Source organism: Curtobacterium sp. PhB137 (assembly GCF_003814955.1).
Lineage (GTDB): Bacteria > Actinomycetota > Actinomycetes > Actinomycetales > Microbacteriaceae > Curtobacterium.
Genome location: NZ_RKQO01000007.1, coordinates 294745 through 317790 on the forward strand (window position 1 = coordinate 294745; position 23046 = coordinate 317790).

Annotated in this window: 13 protein-coding genes and 1 other RNA gene; 13 read left to right on the forward strand and 1 reads right to left on the reverse strand. The window is 72.4% G+C overall.

The features are described from left to right. Positions 1 to 221 precede the first annotated feature (221 nt). Complete coding sequence (locus EDF28_RS13540) at positions 222 to 896, reverse strand: SDR family oxidoreductase (RefSeq protein WP_123292136.1); 675 nt, start codon at positions 894 to 896, stop codon at positions 222 to 224. 37 nt (positions 897 to 933) lie between these two features. Between EDF28_RS13540 and ffs the strand changes: the two genes are divergently transcribed. The 13 genes from ffs to EDF28_RS13605 all read left to right on the forward strand — a co-directional run bounded on the left by ffs (position 934) and on the right by EDF28_RS13605 (position 23018). Then, positions 934 to 1030: signal recognition particle sRNA small type (gene ffs / locus EDF28_RS13545), an RNA gene on the forward strand. A gap of 206 nt (positions 1031 to 1236) precedes the next feature. Continuing rightward, positions 1237 to 8850, forward strand: a complete 7614-nt coding sequence (locus EDF28_RS13550) for a choice-of-anchor G family protein (protein ID WP_123938643.1) — start codon at positions 1237 to 1239, stop codon at positions 8848 to 8850. 164 nt (positions 8851 to 9014) lie between these two features. Continuing rightward, positions 9015 to 11813 (forward strand): DNA polymerase III subunit gamma and tau, encoded by a 2799-nt coding sequence (locus EDF28_RS13555; protein ID WP_123938644.1) that lies wholly within the window; start codon positions 9015 to 9017, stop codon positions 11811 to 11813. Then, positions 11813 to 12412, forward strand: a complete 600-nt coding sequence (recR, locus tag EDF28_RS13560; protein WP_111084231.1) for a recombination mediator RecR — start codon at positions 11813 to 11815, stop codon at positions 12410 to 12412. Before EDF28_RS13555 ends, recR begins: the two co-directional genes overlap by 1 nt. 116 nt (positions 12413 to 12528) lie before the next feature. Next, entirely contained in the window at positions 12529 to 13794 is a 1266-nt protein-coding gene (locus tag EDF28_RS13565; RefSeq protein WP_123292139.1) for an aspartate kinase, read from the forward strand. A gap of 32 nt (positions 13795 to 13826) precedes the next feature. Beyond that, positions 13827 to 14879, forward strand: a complete 1053-nt coding sequence (locus EDF28_RS13570; protein WP_123938645.1) for an aspartate-semialdehyde dehydrogenase — start codon at positions 13827 to 13829, stop codon at positions 14877 to 14879. Between the two features lie 96 nt (positions 14880 to 14975). Next, positions 14976 to 16463, forward strand: coding sequence for a malate:quinone oxidoreductase (locus EDF28_RS13575; RefSeq protein WP_123938646.1), 1488 nt, complete (start codon positions 14976 to 14978; stop codon positions 16461 to 16463). Positions 16464 to 16509: 46 nt separating this feature from the next. Continuing rightward, positions 16510 to 17616 carry an Rv2578c family radical SAM protein gene (locus EDF28_RS13580; protein ID WP_123938647.1) on the forward strand — a complete coding sequence of 369 codons (1107 nt, stop codon included), beginning with the start codon at positions 16510 to 16512 and terminating at the stop codon, positions 17614 to 17616. A 153-nt stretch (positions 17617 to 17769) separates the two neighbouring features. Next, positions 17770 to 19023 carry a sensor histidine kinase gene (locus tag EDF28_RS13585; protein WP_123938648.1) on the forward strand — a complete coding sequence of 418 codons (1254 nt, stop codon included), beginning with the start codon at positions 17770 to 17772 and terminating at the stop codon, positions 19021 to 19023. Continuing rightward, on the forward strand, positions 19020 to 20279 hold the full coding sequence (locus tag EDF28_RS13590) for a hypothetical protein (RefSeq protein ID WP_123938649.1): 1260 nt from the start codon (positions 19020 to 19022) through the stop codon (positions 20277 to 20279). Before EDF28_RS13585 ends, EDF28_RS13590 begins: the two co-directional genes overlap by 4 nt. Then, positions 20266 to 20967 (forward strand): response regulator transcription factor, encoded by a 702-nt coding sequence (locus EDF28_RS13595; RefSeq protein ID WP_235035937.1) that lies wholly within the window; start codon positions 20266 to 20268, stop codon positions 20965 to 20967. Before EDF28_RS13590 ends, EDF28_RS13595 begins: the two co-directional genes overlap by 14 nt. After that, on the forward strand, positions 20967 to 21593 hold the full coding sequence (locus tag EDF28_RS13600) for a thymidine kinase (RefSeq protein WP_123938650.1): 627 nt from the start codon (positions 20967 to 20969) through the stop codon (positions 21591 to 21593). The genes EDF28_RS13595 and EDF28_RS13600 overlap by 1 nt, the downstream gene beginning before the upstream one ends. 375 nt (positions 21594 to 21968) lie before the next feature. Further along, the gene (locus EDF28_RS13605) at positions 21969 to 23018 is read left to right on the forward strand and encodes an LLM class flavin-dependent oxidoreductase (RefSeq protein WP_123938651.1); all 1050 of its coding nucleotides are present in this window, start codon (positions 21969 to 21971) and stop codon (positions 23016 to 23018) included. Positions 23019 to 23046 lie beyond the last annotated feature (28 nt).

Sequence of the window (23046 nt, forward strand, 5' to 3'; positions counted from 1 at the left end):
CAAGCTCGCACGGGGTGACGAGGTGCGCACGGTGCGGACGGGAGGCGCGGGGCGGGCTGGCGCCGTGCCTCCCGTCCGGCGCTGGGTCGCGGTCACGGCACGGTGTGGCCTGGCTGGGCTGGTGCGGGGTTGGTCGCTGGGTGCGCTCTTGTGGCGCGGCACGGAGCGTGCAAGCTCGCACGTGGTGACGAGGTGCGCACGGTGCGGACGGGGCGCGCGCCTCAGGACAGGGCGTCGAGGGCCGCGGGGATCGGCGTGTTCCCGCTCGTGACCTCGAACTGGACCCCGACGGCAGAGTCGTCGAGCAGCGCGTGCAGCACGACCGTGGCGACGTCGGCACGGGGGATCGAGCCGCGCGGCACGGTGCGCCCGACGTCGACCGTTCCCTGCGGCGGCGTGTCGAGCAGGCCTCCCGGACGCACGATCGTCCACCGCAGCCGTCGGGCGCGCAGGTTCGCGTCGGCCTCGGCCTTCGCCCGGAGGTAGACCTGGAACACGGCGGCGTCGTCCTTCGCAGGGACCACCGCGGCCTCGGCGTCGTAGGTGTCCGCCGCCATCGCCGACACCATCACGTAGCGGTCGATGCCCGCGCGCTCCGCGGCATCCGCGAGCAGGATCGCGCCGTCCCGGTCGACGGTGAGCTTGCGCTCCGCACCGCTGTTCGGCCCGGCGCCGGCGGCGAACACCACGGCGTCGACCCCGCGGAGGCGCAGTGCCAGGTCGTCGTCGCCGAGCTGTTCGAGGTCCGCGACGATCGCCGTGGCACCCTGCTGCTCCACGTCGGCGACGTGCGCGGGGTTGCGGACGATCGCGACGGCGTCGTGTCCGGCGTCGGTGATCTGGCGGGCGAGGAGCAGTGCGATCTGGCCGTGTCCTCCGGCGATGGCGATCTTCATGTGTCAATCCTGCCCGGTCGCATCCGGTAGAGTTGTCGGCGGCTCCTCACGTGACGCCATCCAGGTGAACTCCCCCAGGGCGGAAACGCAGCAAGGGTAGCCGGGCTCTGGCGGGTGCGTGAGGAGTCTTTTCTGTCTCCGCGCCGTCTCCGCGCCGTCTCCGCGCGTCTCCGCACCGCTTCCGCATGTCTGTTTCGTAACGGGTTGCGGACAGCAACCTGATCGTGTGTAAAGATCTGCCTCAGGAACTCCCAACCAGGGTTCCTGACTCCACCGCCTCACCAGCGGGGGAGATCCGAGGATCAGGTGGCGGGTGCGCCCGCCAGGATGAGAGACACGCATGCGCAGGCACGCGTCGCAGCGCGGCACCCGGGTACCGACCGCAGCGAACAACTGGACACGACGGATCATCGATGCTGGCGACCGAGCTCGACGACGAGCATCGGACGATCGGCGTCTCCTCCTGCGCGGCAGTGTCATCGCCACGGTGACGGCGCTCGTCGCCGCCACCGTGGCGATCCAACCGGCGGCGGCGGCACAGACCGACGTCGCCGAGGGCGAGGGCGTCCTGCTCAGCGGCTCCGGGATCGTCAACGTCGACGACATCGCCCAGCTCGGTGGTGCGTACTCCGCACGCGGGGTGACCACGGGCGGCGGCACGACGAACCAGCCGCTGAACCTCACCGCCCTGAACGCGGTGGGCGTGGACCTGGGCAACGACATCGACCTGCTCGGCACCAACGGCATCCTCACGCTCGGGGTGGACGGGCAGTACGCCACCACCTCGGCATCGGGGGCCACGGCCTCGTCCGGCCTGCTGACCAACGACGGCGGCATCGGGGTCGGCACGGGACTCGGCACCGGCGCCAGCACCCTGAACCTGAACCCGCTGTTCTCGCGGGTGGGGGCGGACACCACGGTGCTGTCGAACGCGCAGCTGCAGATCGGTGCCCTGGCGTCCCGCATCCAGTCCACGCGCGGCGCCACGGTCAGCACCACGACCGACTACCGCATCGCCGGCGCGAACCTGAACCTCACCAGCCCCGCGGTCGCGGGCCTGACGACGTCGCTGCGGACCGACCTGCGCACGCTGTCGAACTCCGTGAACACCACGGTCGGGGCGAACGGCGCCCTGTCCGGCACGACGACGGCGCTGACCGCCGAGCTCCAGCGGCTGCTCCGGTCCACGGCCCTCGGACTCGTCAACCTCAACGGCACGAACGTGACCGCCTCGGTGAACCTCAACCTCGACGGCACGCTCGAGCAGGTGCTCGCACAGCCGCTGACGGACGGCGCGGTGACGATCACGCCGGCGACCGGCGCGATCACCGTCGACCTCGACAAGCTGACGACACTGAACAACCAGCCGGCGAACACCCCGGTGCTGACCGAAGCGGCCGTCAGCTCGATCAACCAGAGCATCACGACGATCCTCGGCACCCAGCTGCCGACGGCGCTGCAGACCGCCGTCGTGAACACGATCAACTCGACCGCGGTGGCCGTCAACGTCACCGCCAACGTGAACCTGGCCGGCGTCCCGCTCACCGCCCTGGCGCTCCGGGCAGACACCACGCTCGGCGCCCTGGCCGGCACCGCCCCGGCGAACGCCACCGTCACCGCGACCGGCGGCCCGCTCGGGCTGACCGTCCTCGGGAACCTGCTCGCCCCCGCCGTGAACTCCATCGTGGTCCCGGCACTCCAGACCATCGTGCGGCCGCTCGTCACCGGCACGGCCCTGACGACCCTCGGCACCACGCTCACCGCGACGACCACCGCGGTGTCCACGCTGCTGCGCCCCGTCGTGCTGCTGCTCCGCCAGGTGGTCGACCTGACCGTGAACGCACAGGACACCACCACCGGCTTCCGCGACCAGCGCGGGTACGACCCGGGGTCGCGCAGCGTGCACGCCCTCCGGCTCTCGGTGCTGCCCGGCGCGAACGTCGCCACCGTCGACCTCGCCACCTCGACCGTCCGCGCGACGGCCATCGCTCCGCCGACCATCACGGCCCCGACGGCGAACCAGCAGTTCAGCGTCCCCTCGGCCTCGTCCACCCGGAGCATCACCGTCAGCGGTGCCGGTGAGCCGGGCGCGACCATCGCCGTGAGTCTCGGCGGCGGACGCACCGGCACGGCAACCGTGGCGGCGAACGGCACGTGGACGACCTCGATCCCGAACGTCCCGGTCGGCGACCACACGGCCACGGCGAACCAGACGGTCAACGGGACGGCGGCGGGCTCCGCGACCCAGACCTTCTCGGTCGTCGCACAGCAGGCACTGACCATCACGACCCCGACGGCCGGTCAGACCTTCACGACCACCGGGACGACCACGCCGGTCACCCTGACGGGCACGGCGACCGCCAACGCGCGGATCGACGTCGACCTCGGCGGCGGCCGCACGGCGACCACCACGGCGAACGGCAGCGGCGCGTGGAGCGTCACGGTGCCCGGCGTCCCCGTGGGCGACCAGACCGCGAGCGTGACCCAGACGGTCGGCGACACGACCTCGAACCCCGTCACCCGGGCGTTCCGCGTCGTGGCCGCCGCGGGCCTGACGATCGACACCCCGACGGCGGACGAGGACTTCCCGCTCGCGGGCGACACCCGGTCCATCCCGTTCTCAGGCAGCGCGCAGCCAGGGGCCCGCGTGGACGTGGACCTCGGCGACGGCCTGACCGCGACCACCACGGCGAACGCCGGCGGCACGTGGTCGACGAGCGTCACCGGTGTCCCCGCGGGTGACCGCACGGCGCAGGTGACCCAGACGGTCGGTGGCACCACGAGCAGCCCGGTCGAGCGCGACTTCACGGTGACGGCGGCTCCGGGGCTGACCATCGACGAACCGGCCGACGGCAGCACGATCACCGTCGCGGACGCCACGTCGACGACCCCGGTCACGGTCTCCGGCTCCGCCGCCCCGAACGCGCGGGTCGCGGTCGGCATCGGCGGCTCGTTCACCACCACGGTGGACGCGGACGACGACGGCGACTGGACGGCGACCTTCGTGGGCGTCCCGACCGGCGACCGCACGGTCACGGCCCGGCAGACCGTCGACGGCACGACCTCGGCAGCGGTGACCTCGACCTTCACCATCGCGGCCGGTGACCCCATCACGATCACCTCGCCCGACGACGGTGACGTGGTCACGGTCCTCGACGCGGACACCACGGCCGACCTCGAGCTGACCGGCACGGCCGAGGGCGGAGCCGAGGTCCGGGTCTCGCTCGGTTCCGGGCGCACCGCGACGACCACGGCCGAGGACGACGGCTCGTGGACCGTCACCGTCCAGGACGTCCCGGTCGGTCGGTACACGATCGCGGCGACGCAGACGGTGAACGGCACGACCTCGCCCGCCGTCCGTCAGGTCGTCACCGTGCAGGCGGGCGCTCCGCTCGCCGTGACTGCCCCGGTGCAGGACGCGACCGTCACGGTCGCGACCGACGACTCGGTGGTGGACGTCACGGTGCGGGGGACCGCGCAGGCGAACGCCGACATCGAGGTCGTCCTGGACGGCGGCGACGCGGTCGTCACGACCGCGAACGCGCAGGGCGCCTGGTCGGTGACCCTGTCGGACGTCGGCACGGGCGACCACACCGCCTCGGTCACGCAGACCGTCGGCGGAGCGACCTCGGCGCCGATCGACCGCGACTTCACGGTCGAGGCCGGCGACGCCCTGGTCATCGAGGCACCGGGCGACGCGCAGGAGATCCCGGCGGGCACCGGCGGACAGGCGAACGTCGTCGTCCGGGGGACCGCCGAGCCGGGTGCGACCGTCGCAGTGACGATCGACGACGCGGACGCCGTCGAGGTGGTCGCGGACACGGCCGGCAACTGGGCGGTCCCGAGCACCCAGCTCGGCATCGGCGACCACACCGTCACCGCGGTCCAGACCGTGAACGGCACCGACGGTCCCGTCGTCACGCGGGACTTCACCGTCGTGCCGGGCAACGCGATCGTGATCGACACCCCGGCGAGCGGCACCCGCTTCGTCGTGGTCGACGACGACGCCACCGCGACGGTCCGGATCACGGGCTCGGCCGAACCGCTGGCCGCCGTCTCCGTCTCGGTCGGACCGGGCACGCAGTTCACCACGACCGCGGACGCCGACGGCGCGTGGGCCGTCGACGCCACCGGCCTCGCCCCCACGGGCGTGTACACGGTGACGGCGAGCCAGGAGATCGAGGACGTCGTCACGAGCGCCATCCCGACGACCTTCCAGGTCGTCACGGCGAACGCCCTGACCATCACGGCTCCGAGCACCGACCCGATCACCGTGGCCGGTCCGGACGTCGAGCGCGACGTCACCGTCTCCGGCACCGGTCAGCCCGGAGCCCGGGTCACCGCGTCGACCGCCGGCGCGGACGACCAGCTGGACACGATCGCGGCCGACGGGACCTGGTCGGTGACGTTCCCGGACCTCGGCGTCGGACCGCACCCCGTGTCGGTGACGCAGACGCTCCCGGGCACCGTGTCCGACCCGCGCACCTCGGCACCAGCCCAGCGCACGATCACGATCGAGGCCGCCGACGCGGTGTCGGTCACGTCGCCCGACGCCGACGACGTCCTGCTCGTGCCGGACGCGGACGCGACGCGTGACGTCGTCGTCTCGGGGACGGCGGAGCCGGACGCGCCGGTCACGGTGCGGCTCGGCGGCAGCACGCTGACCACCACCGCGAACGGCGACGGTGACTGGACGGTCACGTTCGGCGGGGTCGGTGTCGGTACCCCGACGCTCACCGCGACCCAGACCGTGGGCGGGACCACTGCCTCCAGTCCGACCCAGACCGTCACGGTACGGGCGGGGACGGCCCTGACCATCGCGACCCCCGAGGACGGCGACGTCCTGACGGTCGCGGACGCGGCGGGCACCGCCGACGTCGCGGCGAGCGGCCTCGCGCAGGCCGACGCCGAGGTCACGGTGCGGCTCTCCACGGGCGAGACCCAGACGGTCAGGGCCGACGACGACGGCGCCTGGCAGGCGACGTTCGCGGACGTGCCCGTGGGCGACCACCGCGTCACCGCGACCCAGGTCGTCGGCGGCCAGACGTCGTCGCCGGTCACGGCGGCGGTGTCGGTCCGTGCCGGTTCCCCGCTCGTCGTCTCGACGCCCGCCGGTGCCACCGCCGTCACGGTCGCCGACGGCGACGCCACCACCGACGTCGACTTCGCCGGCACCGGCCAGCCCGGCGCGACCGTCACGGTCGACCTGGGTGACGGCGGCAGCGCGACGGCACGGGTCGACCAGCAGGGACGGTGGTCGACCACGGTCGACGGCGTGCCGACCGGGTCGTGGACGGCCTCGGTCACACAGTCGGTCAACGGCACCACGAGCGCCGCGGTCGAACGACCGGTGTCGGTCGTGGCCGCCGCCGCGCTCACGATCCGGCAGCCGGGCGACGACTCGATCACGGTCGCCGACGACGACGCCACGACGACCGTGACGGTCGCCGGCGACGCCGAGCCGGGCTCCACCGTGACGGTCACGGTCGACGACCGCGACCCCGTCGAGGTCACCGCGGGCGACGACGGCTCGTGGACGGTCGACGTCCCCGACCTCGGAGTCGGCGAGCACACCGTCGAGGTGACCCAGACCGTCGACGGCTCCACCTCGACCACACCGGCCTCGAGCACCTTCGAGATCGTGCCGGGCGCCCCCGTCGTGATCGACGAACCGACCGTCGGCCAGGAGTACACGGTCGCCGGTGAGGACGCGACCACCGCGGTCGACGTCAGCGGCACCGCGCAGCCCGGAGCGACCGTCGTGGTCGACCTCGGCGGCGGCCGCAGCGAGTCGACCACCGCGGACGACAACGGCGCCTGGAGTGTCACCGTCCCCGGGGTGCCGGCCGGCAACCGGACCGTGAGCGTCACCCAGCGCGTGGGCGACACGGAGTCGGCTCCGGTGACGGTCCGCATCCGCGTCCTCGTCGCCGCCCCGATCACGATCGCGACCCCGGCGGACGGTTCGACGGTGCGGGTCGCGCAGCGTGACTCGGTCGTCACCCTCACCGCAGGCGGTGCGGCCGAGCCCGGTGCACGGGTCCGCGTCACGATCGACGGGGGCGACCCCACGACCGTGACCGCGACCGACGCGGGCACCTGGACCCTCGCGCTGCCCGGCCTGGACGTCGGGGAGCACACGATCCGCGCGACCCAGACGGTCGACGGCTCCACGTCCGAGCAGGTCCGGAGCACCTTCACGGTGGCCCCCGGTGCCGCCCTGACCGTGACCGCCCCCGCCGACGACGCGACCTTCTCCGTGCCGGACTCCGACCCGACCGCGACCGTCCCGGTCAGCGGCCAGGGCCAGCTCGGCGCCGACGTCCGGATCGTCCTGGACGACGACGACCCGGTGACGGTGCGGGTCGGGTCCGACGGCCGCTGGTCGACGAGCCTGACCGGCGTGCCGGCCGGTGACCACACCGTGTCGGTCACCCAGGTCGTGAACGGGACCACGTCGTCCCCGGTCGAGCGCGACGTCACCGTCGTGGTCGCCGAGGCGGACGCGATCGTCGTCACGGCTCCGGCCGACGGCACCGCGTACCGCGTGCTCGGCGGACGGACGGACGTCCGCGTGGTCGGCACCTCGGCGCCGAATGCCGCGGTCTCGGTACGCATCGACGGCGGCACCGCGGTCACGACGACCGCGGACGACGACGGCGACTGGGCGGTCACCGTCCCGGGCGTCGGCACCGGTCCGCACACGATCGCCGCCAGCCAGACGGTCGACGGCGCCACGACGGACGCACCGGAGGTCGGCTTCCGGGTGACCGTTGCGACCCCGGTCACCGTGACGAGCCCGACCGACGGACAGGTGGTCCCGACGACCGGCACGACGGCGTCGATCCCGGTGAGCGGCACGGCCGAGCCCGGGGCGACGATCACGGTCGACGTCGACGGACGGACCGCGACGACGACCGCCGGCGACGACGGCTCGTGGACGGTCACGGTCGGTGGCGTACCGGCAGGCGAGCACACGGTGTCGGTGACGCAGACGGTCGGCGGTCGGACCTCCGACCCGGTGACCAGCGCGGTCACCGTCGTGATCGCCCAGGCGACCGACATCACGATCACCAGCCCGACCCCGGGTCAGCTCATCCCCGCGAACGGTCCCGGCGACACCGGTTCCTTCACGGTGACCGGGCACGCAACCCCGGGGGCGACGGTGACGGTCACCCTGTCGAACGGCCAGGTGCGCACCACGACCGCCGACGCGGACGGTGACTGGAGCGTCACGTTCGACCGCGTGCCCGAGGGCGAGTGGACGATCCGTGCGACCCAGTCCGTGAACGGCACGACGACCGCCGCACCCGAGGTGCCGATCGTCGTCGACGCCGTGGACCCGCTCGCGGTCACGTCGCCCACGCCGGGTGCGCACCAGACGGCCTCGGCCGCCGGGTACGTCGACTGGCTGGTCACCGGCACCGCCGAGCCGGGAGCGACCGTCACGGTCGTCGCCGACGACGGGACACCGGTCACCACGACGGCGGACGAGACCGGCGCCTGGTCGGTGACGGTCCGGCTCGCGGTCGGTCCGCACGCCCTCCGGATCACCCAGACGGTGGCGGGTGCGACCTCGGCCGTCCAGACGATCAGCGTGGTGGTGGACGCCGCCACGGTGACGCCGGGTGAGCCCGGGACCCCGGGTGACCCCGGGACGCCCGGCACCCCGGGGAACCCCGGAACGCCGGGAACGCCGGGAACGCCGGGAACCCCGGGGACGCCCGGCCTGCCGGGCACGCCCGGGACCCCGGGAACGCCCGGTGCGCCCGGCAACCCGGGCAACGGCACGGGTGCCGGCACCGGGTCCGGCACCGGCCCCGGCGGACTCGCCTGGACCGGCGCGGAGGTCGCCCCGATCGCCGGGACGGCAGCCGGACTCGTGGTCCTCGGGTTCCTGCTGCTGGGGCTCTCCCGCCTGGCCAGGGGCGCCCGCCGCCGCAGCCGCGGCTGAGCCCGAGCAACGTCCCGCACCGCGCCTCCTGTCCGACCCCGTGTCGGCCGGGAGGCGCGGTGCCGTCCGTGCGCTCGGCCCAGCCCGCGCAGGCGGTCCGGTCCAGTGCCCGTGGACCTGTGGAGGGGCACGCGGGTGTCGGTCGTCCCGGCTACCCTGGTCGCGTGGTCACCGCCCTGTATCGCCGTTACCGGCCCGAGAACTTCGCCGAGCTGATCGGGCAGTCGCAGGTCACCGACCCGCTCCGCACGGCGCTCCGCACCAACCGCGTCAACCACGCCTACCTGTTCAGCGGTCCGCGCGGCTGCGGCAAGACGACCTCGGCCCGCATCCTGGCGCGGTGCCTCAACTGCGCCGAGGGGCCGACCGACACCCCGTGCGGCGTCTGCCCGAGCTGTGTCGAGCTCGCCCGTGACGGCAGCGGTTCGCTCGACGTCATCGAGATCGACGCCGCGAGCCACAACGGTGTCGACGACGCGCGCGACCTCCGTGACCGCGCCGTGTTCGCCCCCGCGCGCGACCGCTACAAGATCTTCATCCTCGACGAAGCGCACATGGTCACCCCGCAGGGGTTCAACGCGCTGCTCAAGCTGGTCGAAGAACCGCCGGAGCACGTCAAGTTCATCTTCGCGACGACCGAGCCGGAGAAGGTCATCGGCACCATCCGGTCGCGTACCCACCACTACCCGTTCCGGCTCGTGCCGCCCGCCGTCATGCTCGAGTACATCGAGCAGCTCTGCACGCAGGAATCGGTCACGGTCGCTCCCGGCGTCCTGCCCCTGGTCGTGCGCGCCGGCGGCGGTTCCGTCCGCGACACCCTGTCCCTGCTCGACCAGCTCATCGCCGGCAGCGAAGACGGCGCGATCGCCTACGAACGCGCGGTCGCCCTGCTCGGCTACACCGATGCCGCGCTGCTCGACGACGTCGTGGACGCCCTCGCCGTGGCCGACCCGGCCTCCGCCTTCGCTGCGATCGACCGGGTCGTGCAGACCGGTCAGGACCCGCGTCGGTTCGTCGAGGACCTGCTCGAGCGCTTGCGCGACCTGATCGTCGTCGCGGCGACGAACGAGAGCGCCGCGGCGGTCCTGCGCGGTGTCTCGCCGGACGAGCTCGACACCATGACCCGGCAGGCCGGTGTCTTCGGTGCCACCGGGCTGTCCCGTGGCGCGGACATCGCGAACAAGGCGCTGACCGACATGACCGGAGCGACCTCGCCCCGGCTGCACCTCGAGCTCATGACGGCGCGCATGCTCGTGCCCGAGGCCGACGACACCCAGCGCGGTGCCCTCGCCCGGGTCGAGCGGCTCGAGCGCCGCGTCGGTGTCGGGGACGCCGGCGGCCACCAGGCACCGTCCGGCGCGGTCGCAGCGCAGGGGTCGGCACAGCCGGCCGCCACCAGCACGGCGCCCGCTCCGGCCCCGTCGTCGACTGCGGCACCGCGTCGGCAGGTCCCCGCCACGCAGCAGGTCCCCGCCGCGCAGCAGGCCCCGGCCGTCCAGCAAGCGCCGGCGGCGCAGCAGGAGCCCGCCGCGGCGTCGGCGAACGCGGCTGCGGCGGCTCAGTCCGACGCCGGAAGTGCGGCACGTGACGCCGCAGCCTCCTGGGCCGCAGCCGTCCCGAGCGCTCCCGAGCCCGCTGCTCCGACCACCGAACAAGTCAGTGCTTCGTCCACGGGCCAGGGCACGACGATCGGTGACGAGCCGGCGGTCCGGACCGTCGGCGCCGTGGGCTTCCAGCAGATGCGCGACGCCTGGCCGCAGATCGTCGAGCACGTGCAGCACGCCAAGCGGTCGGCGTGGTCGGTCGTCGTCACCGCACAGGTGACCGCGCTGCGCGACGACGTGCTGACCCTGACCTTCCCGAGCCAGCAGGACGTTGCCTCGTTCAAGGAGATGTCCGACCCCTCGGCCAGCGTCAGCGAACTGCTCCGCGCCGCGATCATGGACGTCATCGGGCTCCGCGTGAAGTTCGTCGCCCGCGGTCCCGGGGGGCCTGGTCAACAGCGCACCCCGGTCCCCACGCAGCAGCCGTCCGCCCCGGCCGGCCGTCCGGCGCCGGCGAGCCAGCCCGCTGAGCAGGCGCAGCCGCAGTCGCAGCCGCAGCCGCAGACGTCGTCGGCGCCGCAGTCCGCCGCGCCCGCTCCGACGTCGGCCCCGGCCCCGGCCTCCGAGGCCGCTGCAGCCACCGGGGACGGTCCGGCCGCCCCTGCTGAGGCCGCCGCCTCCGCAGCGCCCGACACGACGGCGGCACCCGAACCCGCGGCGTCCACGCCGGAGTCCGGTCCCGCCGCCACCGAGCCGGAGCCCCGTCCGGCGCAGGCACCCGCTCCGGCGTCGGCGCCGGCTCCCGCTGCTGCGTCGGCACCCGCTCCGACGCAGGCACCCGCTCCCGCGCAGGCGCCCGCACCGTCCGGCGCACCCGTCACCGACTGGGCGGTCGCGACGATCCCCGCGAGCGACCCCACCGCCGACGCCGTGCCCGAGTCCGTCGAACCCGGCTGGGCGGCACCCTTCGGCACCGCTCCGGCCGCCGCGCCCGTCGCCCCGGCCGAGTCCGTCGACCCGCAGCAGCCCCGGTCCGAGGCGCCTGCGCAACCCGCCGGTGCCACTGCACCGCAGGGGGTGCAGCCGACCGACGGTGGCCCGCAGGCGGCGTCGTCGACGGTCGCCGCGCCTCCCGGAGGACCCGTCGTACCGGGCGTGCCCGTCGACGACTACCCGCTGGACGACGAACCGTACGACGACGGCGCGCCGTTCCCGGACCCCGGTCACGGCCGATCCGCCGCAGCGCCCGCGCAGGCGCCGGCCGCCCCGCGCGCGCAGATCGCTCCGCCGGCCGCGCCGCGGACCGCACCACCGGCACGTCGTGCGCCGGTCGCCGGTCGCTACGGCGAGGCCGTCGTGCGTGAGATCCTCAACGCCCAGTTCATCGAGGAGACCGCTCTCCACCAGGACGGTGCCTGATGTACGACGGGATCGTCCAGGACCTCATCGACGAGTTCGGTCGCCTGCCGGGCATCGGCCCGAAGTCGGCGCAGCGCATCGCGTTCCACATCCTGCAGACCGAGTCGTTCGACCCGTCGCGGCTGTCCGAGCTGCTGGCGGACGTCAAGGAGCGCGTGCGCTTCTGCGAGATCTGCGGCAACGTCACCGAGAACGTCCAGTGCAGCATCTGCCGCGACCCGCGCCGGTCGCCGGCCACGATCTGCGTGGTGGAAGAGGCGAAGGACGTCGCGGCGATCGAACGCACCCGTGAGTTCCGCGGGCTCTACCACGTGCTCGGTGGCGCGATCAGCCCGATCGACGGCATCGGCCCGGACGACCTGCGGATCCAGCAGCTCATGACGCGCCTGGCCGACGGCACGGTCGAAGAGGTCATCATCGCGACCGACCCCAACCTCGAGGGCGAGGCGACGGCGACCTACCTGAGCCGGCTGCTCGTCCCGATGGGCATCCGGACGACCCGGCTGGCCTCGGGCCTGCCGGTCGGCGGCGACCTCGAGTACGCCGACGAGGTCACGCTCGGCCGTGCGTTCGAGGGCCGTCGCGTCGTCGGCGGCTGAGACCCACGCAGGATCGTTGCGTGCGGGGCGGCTCGCACGCAACATCCTCGAAACACCGACTACCATTGTGAGACCGCGTGACCTCGCGGTGTCGCCGTCTCCGGGAGTACCAGCCAGTGGCCTTGATCGTGCAGAAGTTCGGTGGATCCTCCGTCGCGGACGCCGAGAGCATCAAGCGCGTGGCGAAGCGGATCGTCGAGACGAAGAAGGCCGGCAACGACGTCGTCGTGGCGGTGTCGGCGATGGGCGACACCACCGACGAACTCGTCGACCTGGCGCACTCGGTCACCCCGATCCCCGCCGGCCGTGAACTCGACATGCTCCTGACCGCGGGGGAGCGCATCTCGATGGCGCTGCTCGCGATGGCGATCAAGAGCCTCGGGGTCGAAGCCTCGTCGTACACCGGCAGCCAGGCGGGCATGCTCACCGACGCGCAGCACGGCAAGGCGCGCATCGTCGACGTCACCCCGAAGCGCGTGCGTGAGGCGCTCGACTCCGGCCACGTCGCGATCGTCGCGGGGTTCCAGGGGTTCAACCGCACGACGGGCGAGATCACCACGCTCGGCCGGGGCGGCTCGGACACGACGGCCGTCGCCCTCGCCGCCGCGCTCGACGCCGACGTCTGCGAGATCTACACCGACGTCGACGGCATCTTCACCGCCGACCCTCGGGTCGTGCCGAAGGCCCGCAAGGTCGACCGCATCACGAGCGAGGAGATGCTCGAGCTCGCGGCGTCCGGCGCCAAGGTCCTCTACATCCGTGCCGTCGAGTACGCCCGCCGGCACGGCGTCACCCTGCACGTCCGGTCCTCGTTCAACAACACCGAGGGCACCATCGTCTACAACCCTGCCGAGGGGGAAACCGTGGAAGAACCGATCATCACCGGGATCGCCGGAGACCTCTCCGAGGGGAAGATCACCGTCGTGGGCGTCCCGGACCAGCCGGGCAAGGCCGCCGAGATCTTCACCAACGTCGCACGCGCCGGGGCGAACATCGACATGATCGTCCAGAACGTGTCGGCGGCGTCGACCGGACGGACGGACATCTCGTTCACCCTGCCGAAGGACCAGGGCCAGACCGTGCTCACGGCGCTCGAGGTCGCGAAGTCCGACATCGGCTACGAGAGCATCCAGTACGACGACCAGATCGGCAAGCTCGCCCTGGTCGGTGCCGGCATGCGCACCAACGCCGGCGTCTCGGCGAAGCTCTTCCGCGCGCTGCACGACGCGTCGATCAACATCGAGATGATCTCCACCTCGGAGATCCGCATCTCGGTCGTCACCCGCGCCGACACCCTGAACGAGGCGATGCGGGTCGTGCACAACGCGTTCGACCTCGACGCCGAGGCCGAAGCCGTCGTCCACGCCGGCACCGGCCGCTGACCCACGCTGACCCGCTGAACCAGGAGCACCGCATGAGCACCCTCACCGTCGCCGTCGTCGGCGCCACCGGACAGGTCGGCGCCGTGATGCGTCGTCTGCTCGAAGAGCGCGCGTTCCCGGCCGACCAGGTCCGGTTCTTCGCGAGCGCCCGGTCCGCCGGCACGACCCTGCCGTTCCGCGGCGAGCAGATCGTGGTCGAGGACTCCGAGCTGGCCGATCCGTCGGGCATCGACATCGCCCTGTTCTCGGCCGGTGCCACCGCCTCGCGGGCCCTCGCGCCGAAGTTCGCCGCAGCCGGGGCACTCGTCGTCGACAACTCGAGCGCCTGGCGCATGGACCCCGAGGTCCCGCTCGTCGTGAGCGAGGTCAACCCGCACGCGATCGACCAGGCCCCCAAGGGGATCATCGCGAACCCCAACTGCACCACCATGGCGATCATGCCGGTGCTCAAGGTGCTGGACACCGAGGCCGGGCTCCGCCGTCTGGTCGCGACGACCTACCAGGCCGTCTCCGGCTCCGGGCTCGCCGGCGTCGAGGAACTGCTCGGCCAGGCGCGTGCCGCCCTCGAGCAGGACACCGCAGCGCTCACCCACGACGGTTCCGCGGTGACGTTCCCGGAGCCGGTCAAGTACGTCCGCCCGATCGCCTTCGACGTCGTGCCGCTCGCCGGCAGCATCGTCGAGGACGGCCTGGGGGAGACCGACGAAGAGAAGAAGCTCCGCAACGAGAGCCGCAAGATCCTCGAGCTCCCCGACCTGCTCGTCGCCGGCACGTGCGTGCGTGTGCCGGTCTTCACGGGCCACTCCATCTCGGTGCACGCCGAGTTCGAGCGTCCGCTGTCGCCCGAGCGTGCGACCGAGATCCTGTCGAGCGCACCCGGCGTGGAGCTGTCGGACGTGCCGACGCCGCTGCAGGCCGCCGGCCAGGACCCCGCGTTCGTCGGCCGCATCCGTGCCGACCAGTCCGCGCCCGAGGGCCGTGGGCTCGCGCTGTTCGTCAGCAACGACAACCTGCGGAAGGGTGCAGCGCTCAACGCGGTGCAGATCGCCGAGGCGATCGTCGAGCGCCGCACCGTCGCCGCGTAGCGGCAGAGTCGCCGCTCAGCGGCGCGGCCGCGCGCAGCGACTCGGTCACCGCGCGCGGCTGACCGGCCTGTCGGTCGACGCCGGTAGGATCGACGGGTGGCAGTGAAGCAGGTGGACCCGATCGATGTCGTCCTCGTCGGGGGAGGCATCATGAGCGCCACCCTCGGCGCGATCATCCACCGGCTCGAGCCTTCGTGGAAGATCCGCGTGTACGAGCGTCTCGGCGCCGTCGCGCAGGAGTCCTCGAACCCGTGGAACAACGCCGGCACCGGGCACTCCGCGCTCTGCGAGCTGAACTACACGCCCGAGCTCGCCGACGGTCGCGTCGAGATCGCGAAGGCCGTCACGGTCAACGAGCAGTTCCAGGTCTCGCGGCAGTTCTGGTCGCACCTGGTCGAGATCGGTACGCTGCCCGACCCGTCCAACTTCATCAACCCGACCCCGCACATCTCCTTCGTCTGGGGTGCGGACAACGTCGAGTACATGCGCAAGCGGTACGAGGCGATGCGGGGACACCCGCTGTTCGCCGGGATCGAGTTCTCCGACGACCCCGCTCAGATCCGCAAGTGGGCGCCCGCACTCATCCCCGGCCGCAAGAAGGACCAGCCGATCGCGGCGACCTACTCGGCGGCGGGCTCCGACGTCGACTTCGGGTCGCTCACCCGGCAGCTGTTCGACCAGCTCGAGCTCGACGGGCTCGAGTTCGAACCGAACCACCAGGTCAAGAACATCTCGCGGGTCAAGGACTTCGACGGCTGGGCGCTCGACGTCCTGAACGAGGTCGGTCGGTCGACGCAGAAGATCGCCGCGAAGTTCGTCTTCGTCGGTGCCGGTGGTGGGGCCCTGCAGCTGCTGCAGAAGTCCGGCATCCCGGAGATCCGCGGGTACGGCGGCTTCCCGGTCTCTGGCGAGTTCCTGCGCACCGACGACCCCGAGGTCGTGCAGAAGCACGCCGCCAAGGTCTACGGCAAGGCCAGCGTGGGGGCGCCGCCGATGTCGGTGCCGCACCTGGACACCCGCATCGTCGACGGCAACGCGTCGCTGATGTTCGGGCCGTACGCCGGGTTCAGCCCGAAGTTCCTGAAGCAGGGGTCGATGCTCGACCTGTTCAAGTCGATCCGACCGCACAACCTGCGCCCGATGCTGAGCGTCGCGTTCTCGAACTTCGACCTGGTGCGCTACCTGATCGGCCAGCTGCTCGCCTCGAAGCAGACGAAGTTCGACGCGCTGCGCGACTTCATGCCGAGCGCCGAGCCCGAGAACTGGCACAAGATCATCGCGGGCCAGCGGGTGCAGGTCATCAAGCCGGACAAGGACAAGGGCGGGGTGCTGCAGTTCGGCACCGAGGTCATCACGGCTGCCGATGGTTCGATCGCCGGGCTCCTCGGAGCCTCGCCGGGGGCGTCGACCGCCGTGCCGATCATGCTCGGCCTGCTCCGGAAGTGCTTCCCCGACCGGTGGGACGGCTGGCAGGACGCGGTCCACGAGATGGTCCCGACCTACGGGCAGAACCTCGGTGACGACGCCGCCCTGGCCGACGCCACCCTCGAGCGCACGGCGAAGGTGCTCGGCCTGCACCACTGACCAGCTCCGGCTTGCGGCCCGTTCGAACATGTGTTCGAATGACGGCATGCGGTGGAGTGGACAGGCGATCGATGCCGAGCAGAGCGACGCACTGCCGGGCATGGAGTCGAACAGCGGGTTCGTCCGGAGTGTGACGACGCCCGAGTTCGCGGGTGTCACGTTCCACGAGGTGCTGGCGAAGAGCGCGCTGAACCGGGTGCCGAGCGCCGACGGTTCCGGCACCTACGGGTGGACCATCAACCCGTACCGGGGGTGCAGTCACGCGTGCGTGTACTGCTTCGCGCGGCCGACGCACACCTACCTCGAGTTCGACGGCGGAGCCGACTTCGACCAGCAGATCGTCGTGAAGACGAACGTGGCCGACGTCCTGCGGCGTGAGCTCGGCAAGCCCACGTGGGACCGTCACCCGATCGCGCTCGGCACGAACACCGACCCGTACCAGCGTGCCGAGGGTCGGTACCGACTGATGCCCGGGGTGATCCAGGCGTTGGCAGACAGCCGCACACCGTTCAGCATCCTGACGAAGGGCACGCTGCTCCGGCGCGACCTGCCGCACCTGGCCGAGGCGGCGAAGGTGGTGCCGGTCGACCTCGCGATGTCGATCGCCGTGTACGACGACGACCTGCAGCAGTCGGTGGAGCCCGGCACCCCCACGACGGCTGCGCGGCTCGCCACCGTGCGGGCGATCCGCGACGCCGGGCTCGACTGCGCAGTGTTCCTCATGCCCGTGCTGCCGTACATCACCGACACCCGTGCACACCTCGACGACGCCGTCGGTCGGGCGGCGGCGGCCGGTGCCACGAGCGTCATGTACTCCGCGCTGCACCTGCGGCCGGGCGTGAAGCCGTGGTGGTTCGAGTGGCTCGGACGCGAACGGCCGGACCTGGTGGCGCGCTACCGGGCGATGTACCTCGACAACACCTTCGCGCCGAAGGACTACCGCCGCTGGCTGTCGGAGCGCATCCGACCGATCCTGGCGGCGCACGGCGTCGGCCTCGGGCGCGTGGACCCGGCGACGGGGTCGATGGGCTTCTCGGACCCCTCGACGGTGCCGCAGGAACAGTCGATCCCCACGACGTCACCGCTCAAGCGCGCGGATCCGGGCTTCGACCGCCGTCTGCTCCGACCGGTCGCGCCGCAGACGTTGTTCTGAGCAACGAAGGTTGCGCGTTCGGGGGACATCGGTGCGTGGTGGGGGCCGGTATCATCGACCGGGTCGCCGAACGGACGCTGTTTCGGGGTACACGGTCAGCACCGAGGTGTTTGATCGTGGGCGGCATTCCCGCCACCCGGAAGGACCCATCTCGTGCTCGGCATCCCCACGCACCTCGCTCCGCGAGTGAACGCGTGGTCGACGGTGCGGGCCTTCCACGCCGGTGCGATCGGATCGTTGGTGGCGGCGGCGATCGCGCTGCTGCTGTACCGGCTGTCCGAGCCCGACGTGCAGGTGATCAGTGCGGTCCTGGCGCTCGTCCCGATGCTCGGCATGATCGGCGTGCACGTGCAGTTCGGCACCTGGCGCTCCGCGGTCGCGTTCCTGATCGTCGGCGGCGTCTGTGCGTGGTGGTTCGCGATGGTCGTGCAGCAGCAGGTCCCGTTGGGCTGGGTCACCTCGTACCTGCTGTCGTTGGCGGTCATCCCGCTCATCCTGGTCGGCGGTGCCGGCGCGGTGCCGAGCCGCGTCGTGCTGTGGTCCTTCCTCGGCTTCCTGACCGGACGGGTGGCGACGTGGATCGCGGTCGTCCAGGCCGACGGCCCACCGCGTCCGCTCGTGCTCGCCTGGGTGACGCTCGGCTTCGTGGTCGTCCTGGTGCTGTTCACGAGCCGGAGCACCGGTCGGTCGGAGCGGGTGCAGCCGGAGCTGTTGCGCTCGGCGCGTGAGGAGCACGTCTCCGCGTACCGCGCCGGGGTCGAGGCCGAGGCGGCTGCGATCCTGCACGACACCGTCCTGAACCACCTCAACGCGATCGCCCTGGCGCCCGACGGACCGATGGACCCGCACCTGGCACGGACCGTCGAGGCCGACGTCGCCGTCCTGACCGGCAAGGGGTGGCTGGCTCCGGCCGCCCGGCAGCGACCGGGTGCAGCCGTCGACGCGTTCGCCGTCATGGTCGACGAGCACCGTGCGGCCGGTCTCGATGTCACGGTGTCCGGTGATCCGTCCGCCCTCGACCGGCTCGACCAGCGGGCCGTCACCGCGCTCGTCCGCGCCGTGGGGCAGTGTCTGGCCAACGTCCGCAAGCACGCCGGTGTCGACGCGGCCGAGGTCAGCGTCTTCGACGACGGTGCGTCGTGCACCGTGATGGTGGTCGACGACGGTCGCGGTTTCGACGAGGACTCCACGGGCTCCGACCGGATGGGCCTGCGTGGCTCGGTCCGCGACCGCATCGGTCGGGTGGGCGGCGACGTCCAGATCTGGTCGTCGCCCGGTTCGGGCACGAGCGTGATGATGACGGTGCCGTTCGGACCGGTCACCGCCACGACGGACGCCGTGGCCACCGACCACGCCGGCACCGTGGTCCCCGACGAGGTCGGCGGCGTGCAGGGAGCCGACCGGTGAGCGCCACGACCGAGGCCCGTCGGACCGCGCAGCAGTACGACCCGCTCGGCGCGATGGGGTCGCGCCCGCTCGCGATCGGGCTCGGCGCCGCCAGCATCGTCTGGGCGCTCCTGGTGTCCGTGTTCGACCGTGACGTCGTGGGCAGCCCCACCCTCAGCGCACTCACCGTCATCCTGGTCGCGGCGTCGGCAGCGGTCGTGTTCACCGCCTCGAGTCCGTTCCGAGCACCGTTCCCGCGGTGGGCCTTCATTGCGCACGTCGGGCTGCTCGGCCTGGCGTCGGTGACGAGCGTCGCCGCGCAGTGGGGACCCGACCGCAGCGCGCTGAACGACTTCATGTCGCTCATCACGGCGACCGGCATCGTGATGGTCGCGCCGTACCGGCCCTGGACGGACCTGACCATCGGCGGCGCCCTGCTCGCCGTCGTCAACGCCGCGACCTGGGGCGTCGGTGCAGCGACGTTCCCGCACGAGATCCCCGTCGCCGTCGCGGCCTTCCTGGCGGCGGCACCGACCCTGGTGCTGACCGCTGCGTCGGCCGTCTTCGCGTGGACGTTCGCGGGTCTGGCCGAGCGAGTGCAGATCCGGGCTGGTTCCTACTCGGTGGAGCGTGCGGAGCGGGACGGCATCGCGGCGAGCGTGCAGCAGGACCGGTCGACGATCCTCGCCCGCGACGTCGCACCGTTCTTCGCCGAGCTGCGCACGCGCGAGGTCATCACCGATGCCGACCGCGAGCGGGCACGACTGATCGCCGACGGCATCCGCCGGGCGATGGTCGCCGACGCGGACCGCACCTGGTTCGAGCAGGCCGTGCGGGTCGAGGGCGGGGAGGCCCCGGTCGTCGACGACCCGGACGGGCTCGCCGCGATGCTCGACGCCGACCAGCGCTCCGTGGTGCGGACGTTCCTGCGGGCCGCCTTCCGTGCCTCGACCGTCGACCCGGCCGGGTTCCGGGCAACGCTCCGACGCGCGGACGGGCAGGACGACGCGGCCACACGCGGCGATGCAGCGCGCACCGACCCGGCCCGCACCGACCCGGCCCGCACCGACCCGGCCCGCACCGACCCGGCCCGCACCGACCCGGCCCGCGATGCCCGCGTGCTGCTCGAACTCGACCTCGCCGTGGCCGACTCCGACATCGGGATCCACCGCACCTTCGACCCCTACTTCGCCGTCCTCCGTGTGACGTTCCCCGACCTCGACGTCGCGGTTCGTCCGTCCGCCCTCGCACTAAGGTTCTCCTATGACCAGCACTGACCCGAACAGGCTCTCGGAGGGGTCCCCGTCCCTCCCGAACCCGGGGGCACGACGTGTGCGGTTGGCCATCCTCGACGACCACGAGGTGCTGCTGGACAGCCTGTCGAGCTGGATCGCGGTGAACGCGTTCGACTTCGACCTGGCCCTGACCGCGCACACCTGGCTCGAGATGGTCCACAGCGACAGCTTCCCGACCGACCTGGTGTTCCTCGACTTCCAGCTCAAGGAGCCCGTCTCGATCGAGGCCCGTGTCCGCACCTGCCGTGCCGCCGGTGCGAAGGTGATCGTGCTCTCCAGCGTCGACAGCCGCGAGTCCCGCGACCGTGCCCTGGCAGCAGGCGCCGCGGCGTTCCTGTCGAAGTCCCTGCCGATGCGCGAGGTCATGGACGTCGCCCGCGAGATCATGGGTGTCGCACGCGAGACCCCGCAGCCGCGCGAGTGGCGTCCGCTGCCCACCGGAGCGGCCGCGCACCAGCGTCCGAAGCTCAGCCACGGCGAGGAAGAAGCGCTCCGGCTGTACGTGTCCGGCTACTCGACCAACGAGGTCGCCGCGCAGATGAACGTGCAGTACGAGACCGCGAAGACCTACCTGCGCCGGGTCCGCGAGAAGTACAGCAAGGTCGGCCGTCCCGCCTCGAAGAAGTCCGACCTGATCCGGCGGGCCGCCGAGGACGGGTTCCTCGCGTAGTGGCGAAGCTCTACTTCCGCTACGGCGCGATGAACAGCGGCAAGAGCACGGGGCTCCTGCAGGCTGCCTACAACTACGAGGAGCGCGGCCACCGGGTCCTGCTCGCGAAGCCCGCGGTGGACACCAAGGGCGACCGTGAGATCGTGTCCCGCCTCGGCGTGACCCGCACCGTCGACCTGGTCTTCGCCCCCGACGCCGACGTCCGGTCCGCGGTCGCCGCGGCCGGCGCCGTCGACCCCGAGTCCGACCGCCTCGACGGCATGGTCCGCGCCGTCAGCTGCGTCCTGGTCGACGAGGCGCAGTTCCTCACCCCGCGCCAGGTCGACGACCTGCTGCGCATCGCGGTCCTCGACGAGATCCCGGTGATCACGTACGGCATCCGCACCGACTTCCGCACCGAGGCGTTCCCGGGCAGCGCCCGCCTGCTCGAGGTCGCGCACTCGCTCGAAGAGCTCAAGACGATCTGCCGGTGCGGTCGCAAGGCGGTCTTCAACGCCCGCACCGTCGACGGCCGGTTCGTGTTCGACGGCTCGCAGGTCGCCATCGACGGCGTCGACGTCGCCTACGAGTCGCTCTGCGCCAACTGCTACCTGACGGAGTCCGGCGGCCGGCTCGACGGCGCCTGACCCGCGCTGCCGGCAGATCGTCACACACCGCTCGCGTTCGTCGAGCGGACACGTCGCGTCGCCGGTGCGCCCGTCGGGCGACCGGACGCGACCAGTCCGCGAGGTGCGCGCGGCAGGTCGTGACCGCTCGGCGCTCGAGACGCGACCGCAGACGGCCTGGAGGCCCGGTGCAGCCCCGCCACGGGCCTCCCGGCCGTCGCGCCTGACGTCCAAGGCGCGCCGCATGCGTCCGCCGTTCGGTCGCGAACCGTCGCTTGTGCGACGTCCGGGCGACGCCTGGTGACCGGTCGGCCGGCGGACGACGGCGTGTCCTGACCGGTGGAGGAGGCGGTCTCGTCGTGGAATGCGTGCGCCGCGGAGCGCGTTGGTGACCACATGAGCGACGACACCCTGCACCTGTCCGTCCTGGACCTGGCGACGCGCGAGTACGGCCAGTCCAACACCGAGGCCCTGCAGGGCTCGATCGACATGGCCGTCCACGCCGAGAAGCTCGGCTACGAGCGGTTCTGGGTCGCCGAGCACCACGGCATGCCCGGCATCACCTCGTCGGCCCCCGCGGTGCTGCTGAGCGCCGTCGGCGCGGCCACCTCGACCATCCGCATCGGCTCCGGCGGCGTCATGCTGCCGAACCACGCACCCCTCGTCATCGCCGAGCAGTTCGGCACGCTCCGAGCGCTGTACGGCGACCGCGTCGACCTCGGGCTCGGCCGTGCGCCGGGCACCGACGGGGCGACCGCGATGGCGCTGCGCCGTACCGACCGGCTCGACGTCGACGACTTCCCGGACCGCCTCGCCGACCTGATCGGGTTCTTCACCGGGATGTCCTCGGACAACCCGTTGTCGGGCATCCGTGCGGTGCCGGGGTACGGCGACGTGCCGGAGTTCTGGCTGCTCGGGTCCTCCGGGTACAGCGCGCAGGTGGCCGGGGCGCTCGGCGTCTCGTTCGCCTTCGCCCACCACTTCGCGTCGGACAACACCGAGGCGGCGCTCGCGCTGTACCGCGACTCGTTCCGGCCCTCGCGGTTCCGCCAGACGCCGAACGCGCTCATCGGCGTGCAGGTCGTCACCGACGAGGACCCGGCCGTCGTCGACGAGCAGAGCGCTCCCGGGATGATCTCGTTCATCCGGATGCGACAGGGGGCGAAGCCCGAGCCGGTCTCGATGGACGAGGCCCGCGCGTACGAGTTCACCGACCTCGAGCGTCGGTTCATCGCGGCCCGCACCGAGCGCCAGGCGTACGGCACCGCCGACCAGGTGGCGGACAAGATCAACGCGCTCGTGGAGTCCACCGGGGCGAACGGCGTGATCGTCGCTCCGGGTGCTGCGCAGGCGCGGTACCGGCACCAGGCGCTCGACGTCGTCGCGGGGCTGCACGCGGAGGGGCGGCTCGTGCGCGCTGGCGCGTCGGCGTCGGCGTCGGTCTAGCTCGTTCTCGTTCGTTCGCTTGGTGAGC

What these genes read in the sequence shown, in the direction of transcription:
- recR (WP_111084231.1), top strand. Translation starts at nt 11,813, where the DNA reads ATGTACGACGGGATCGTCCAGGACCTCATCGACGAGTTCGGTCGCCTG.
- EDF28_RS13550 (WP_123938643.1), top strand. Translation starts at nt 1,237, where the DNA reads ATGCGCAGGCACGCGTCGCAGCGCGGCACCCGGGTACCGACCGCAGCG.
- EDF28_RS13595 (WP_235035937.1), top strand. Translation starts at nt 20,266, where the DNA reads ATGACCAGCACTGACCCGAACAGGCTCTCGGAGGGGTCCCCGTCCCTC.
- EDF28_RS13580 (WP_123938647.1), top strand. Translation starts at nt 16,510, where the DNA reads ATGCGGTGGAGTGGACAGGCGATCGATGCCGAGCAGAGCGACGCACTG.
- EDF28_RS13605 (WP_123938651.1), top strand. Translation starts at nt 21,969, where the DNA reads ATGAGCGACGACACCCTGCACCTGTCCGTCCTGGACCTGGCGACGCGC.
- EDF28_RS13570 (WP_123938645.1), top strand. Translation starts at nt 13,827, where the DNA reads ATGAGCACCCTCACCGTCGCCGTCGTCGGCGCCACCGGACAGGTCGGC.
- EDF28_RS13540 (WP_123292136.1), bottom strand. Translation starts at nt 896, where the DNA reads ATGAAGATCGCCATCGCCGGAGGACACGGCCAGATCGCACTGCTCCTC.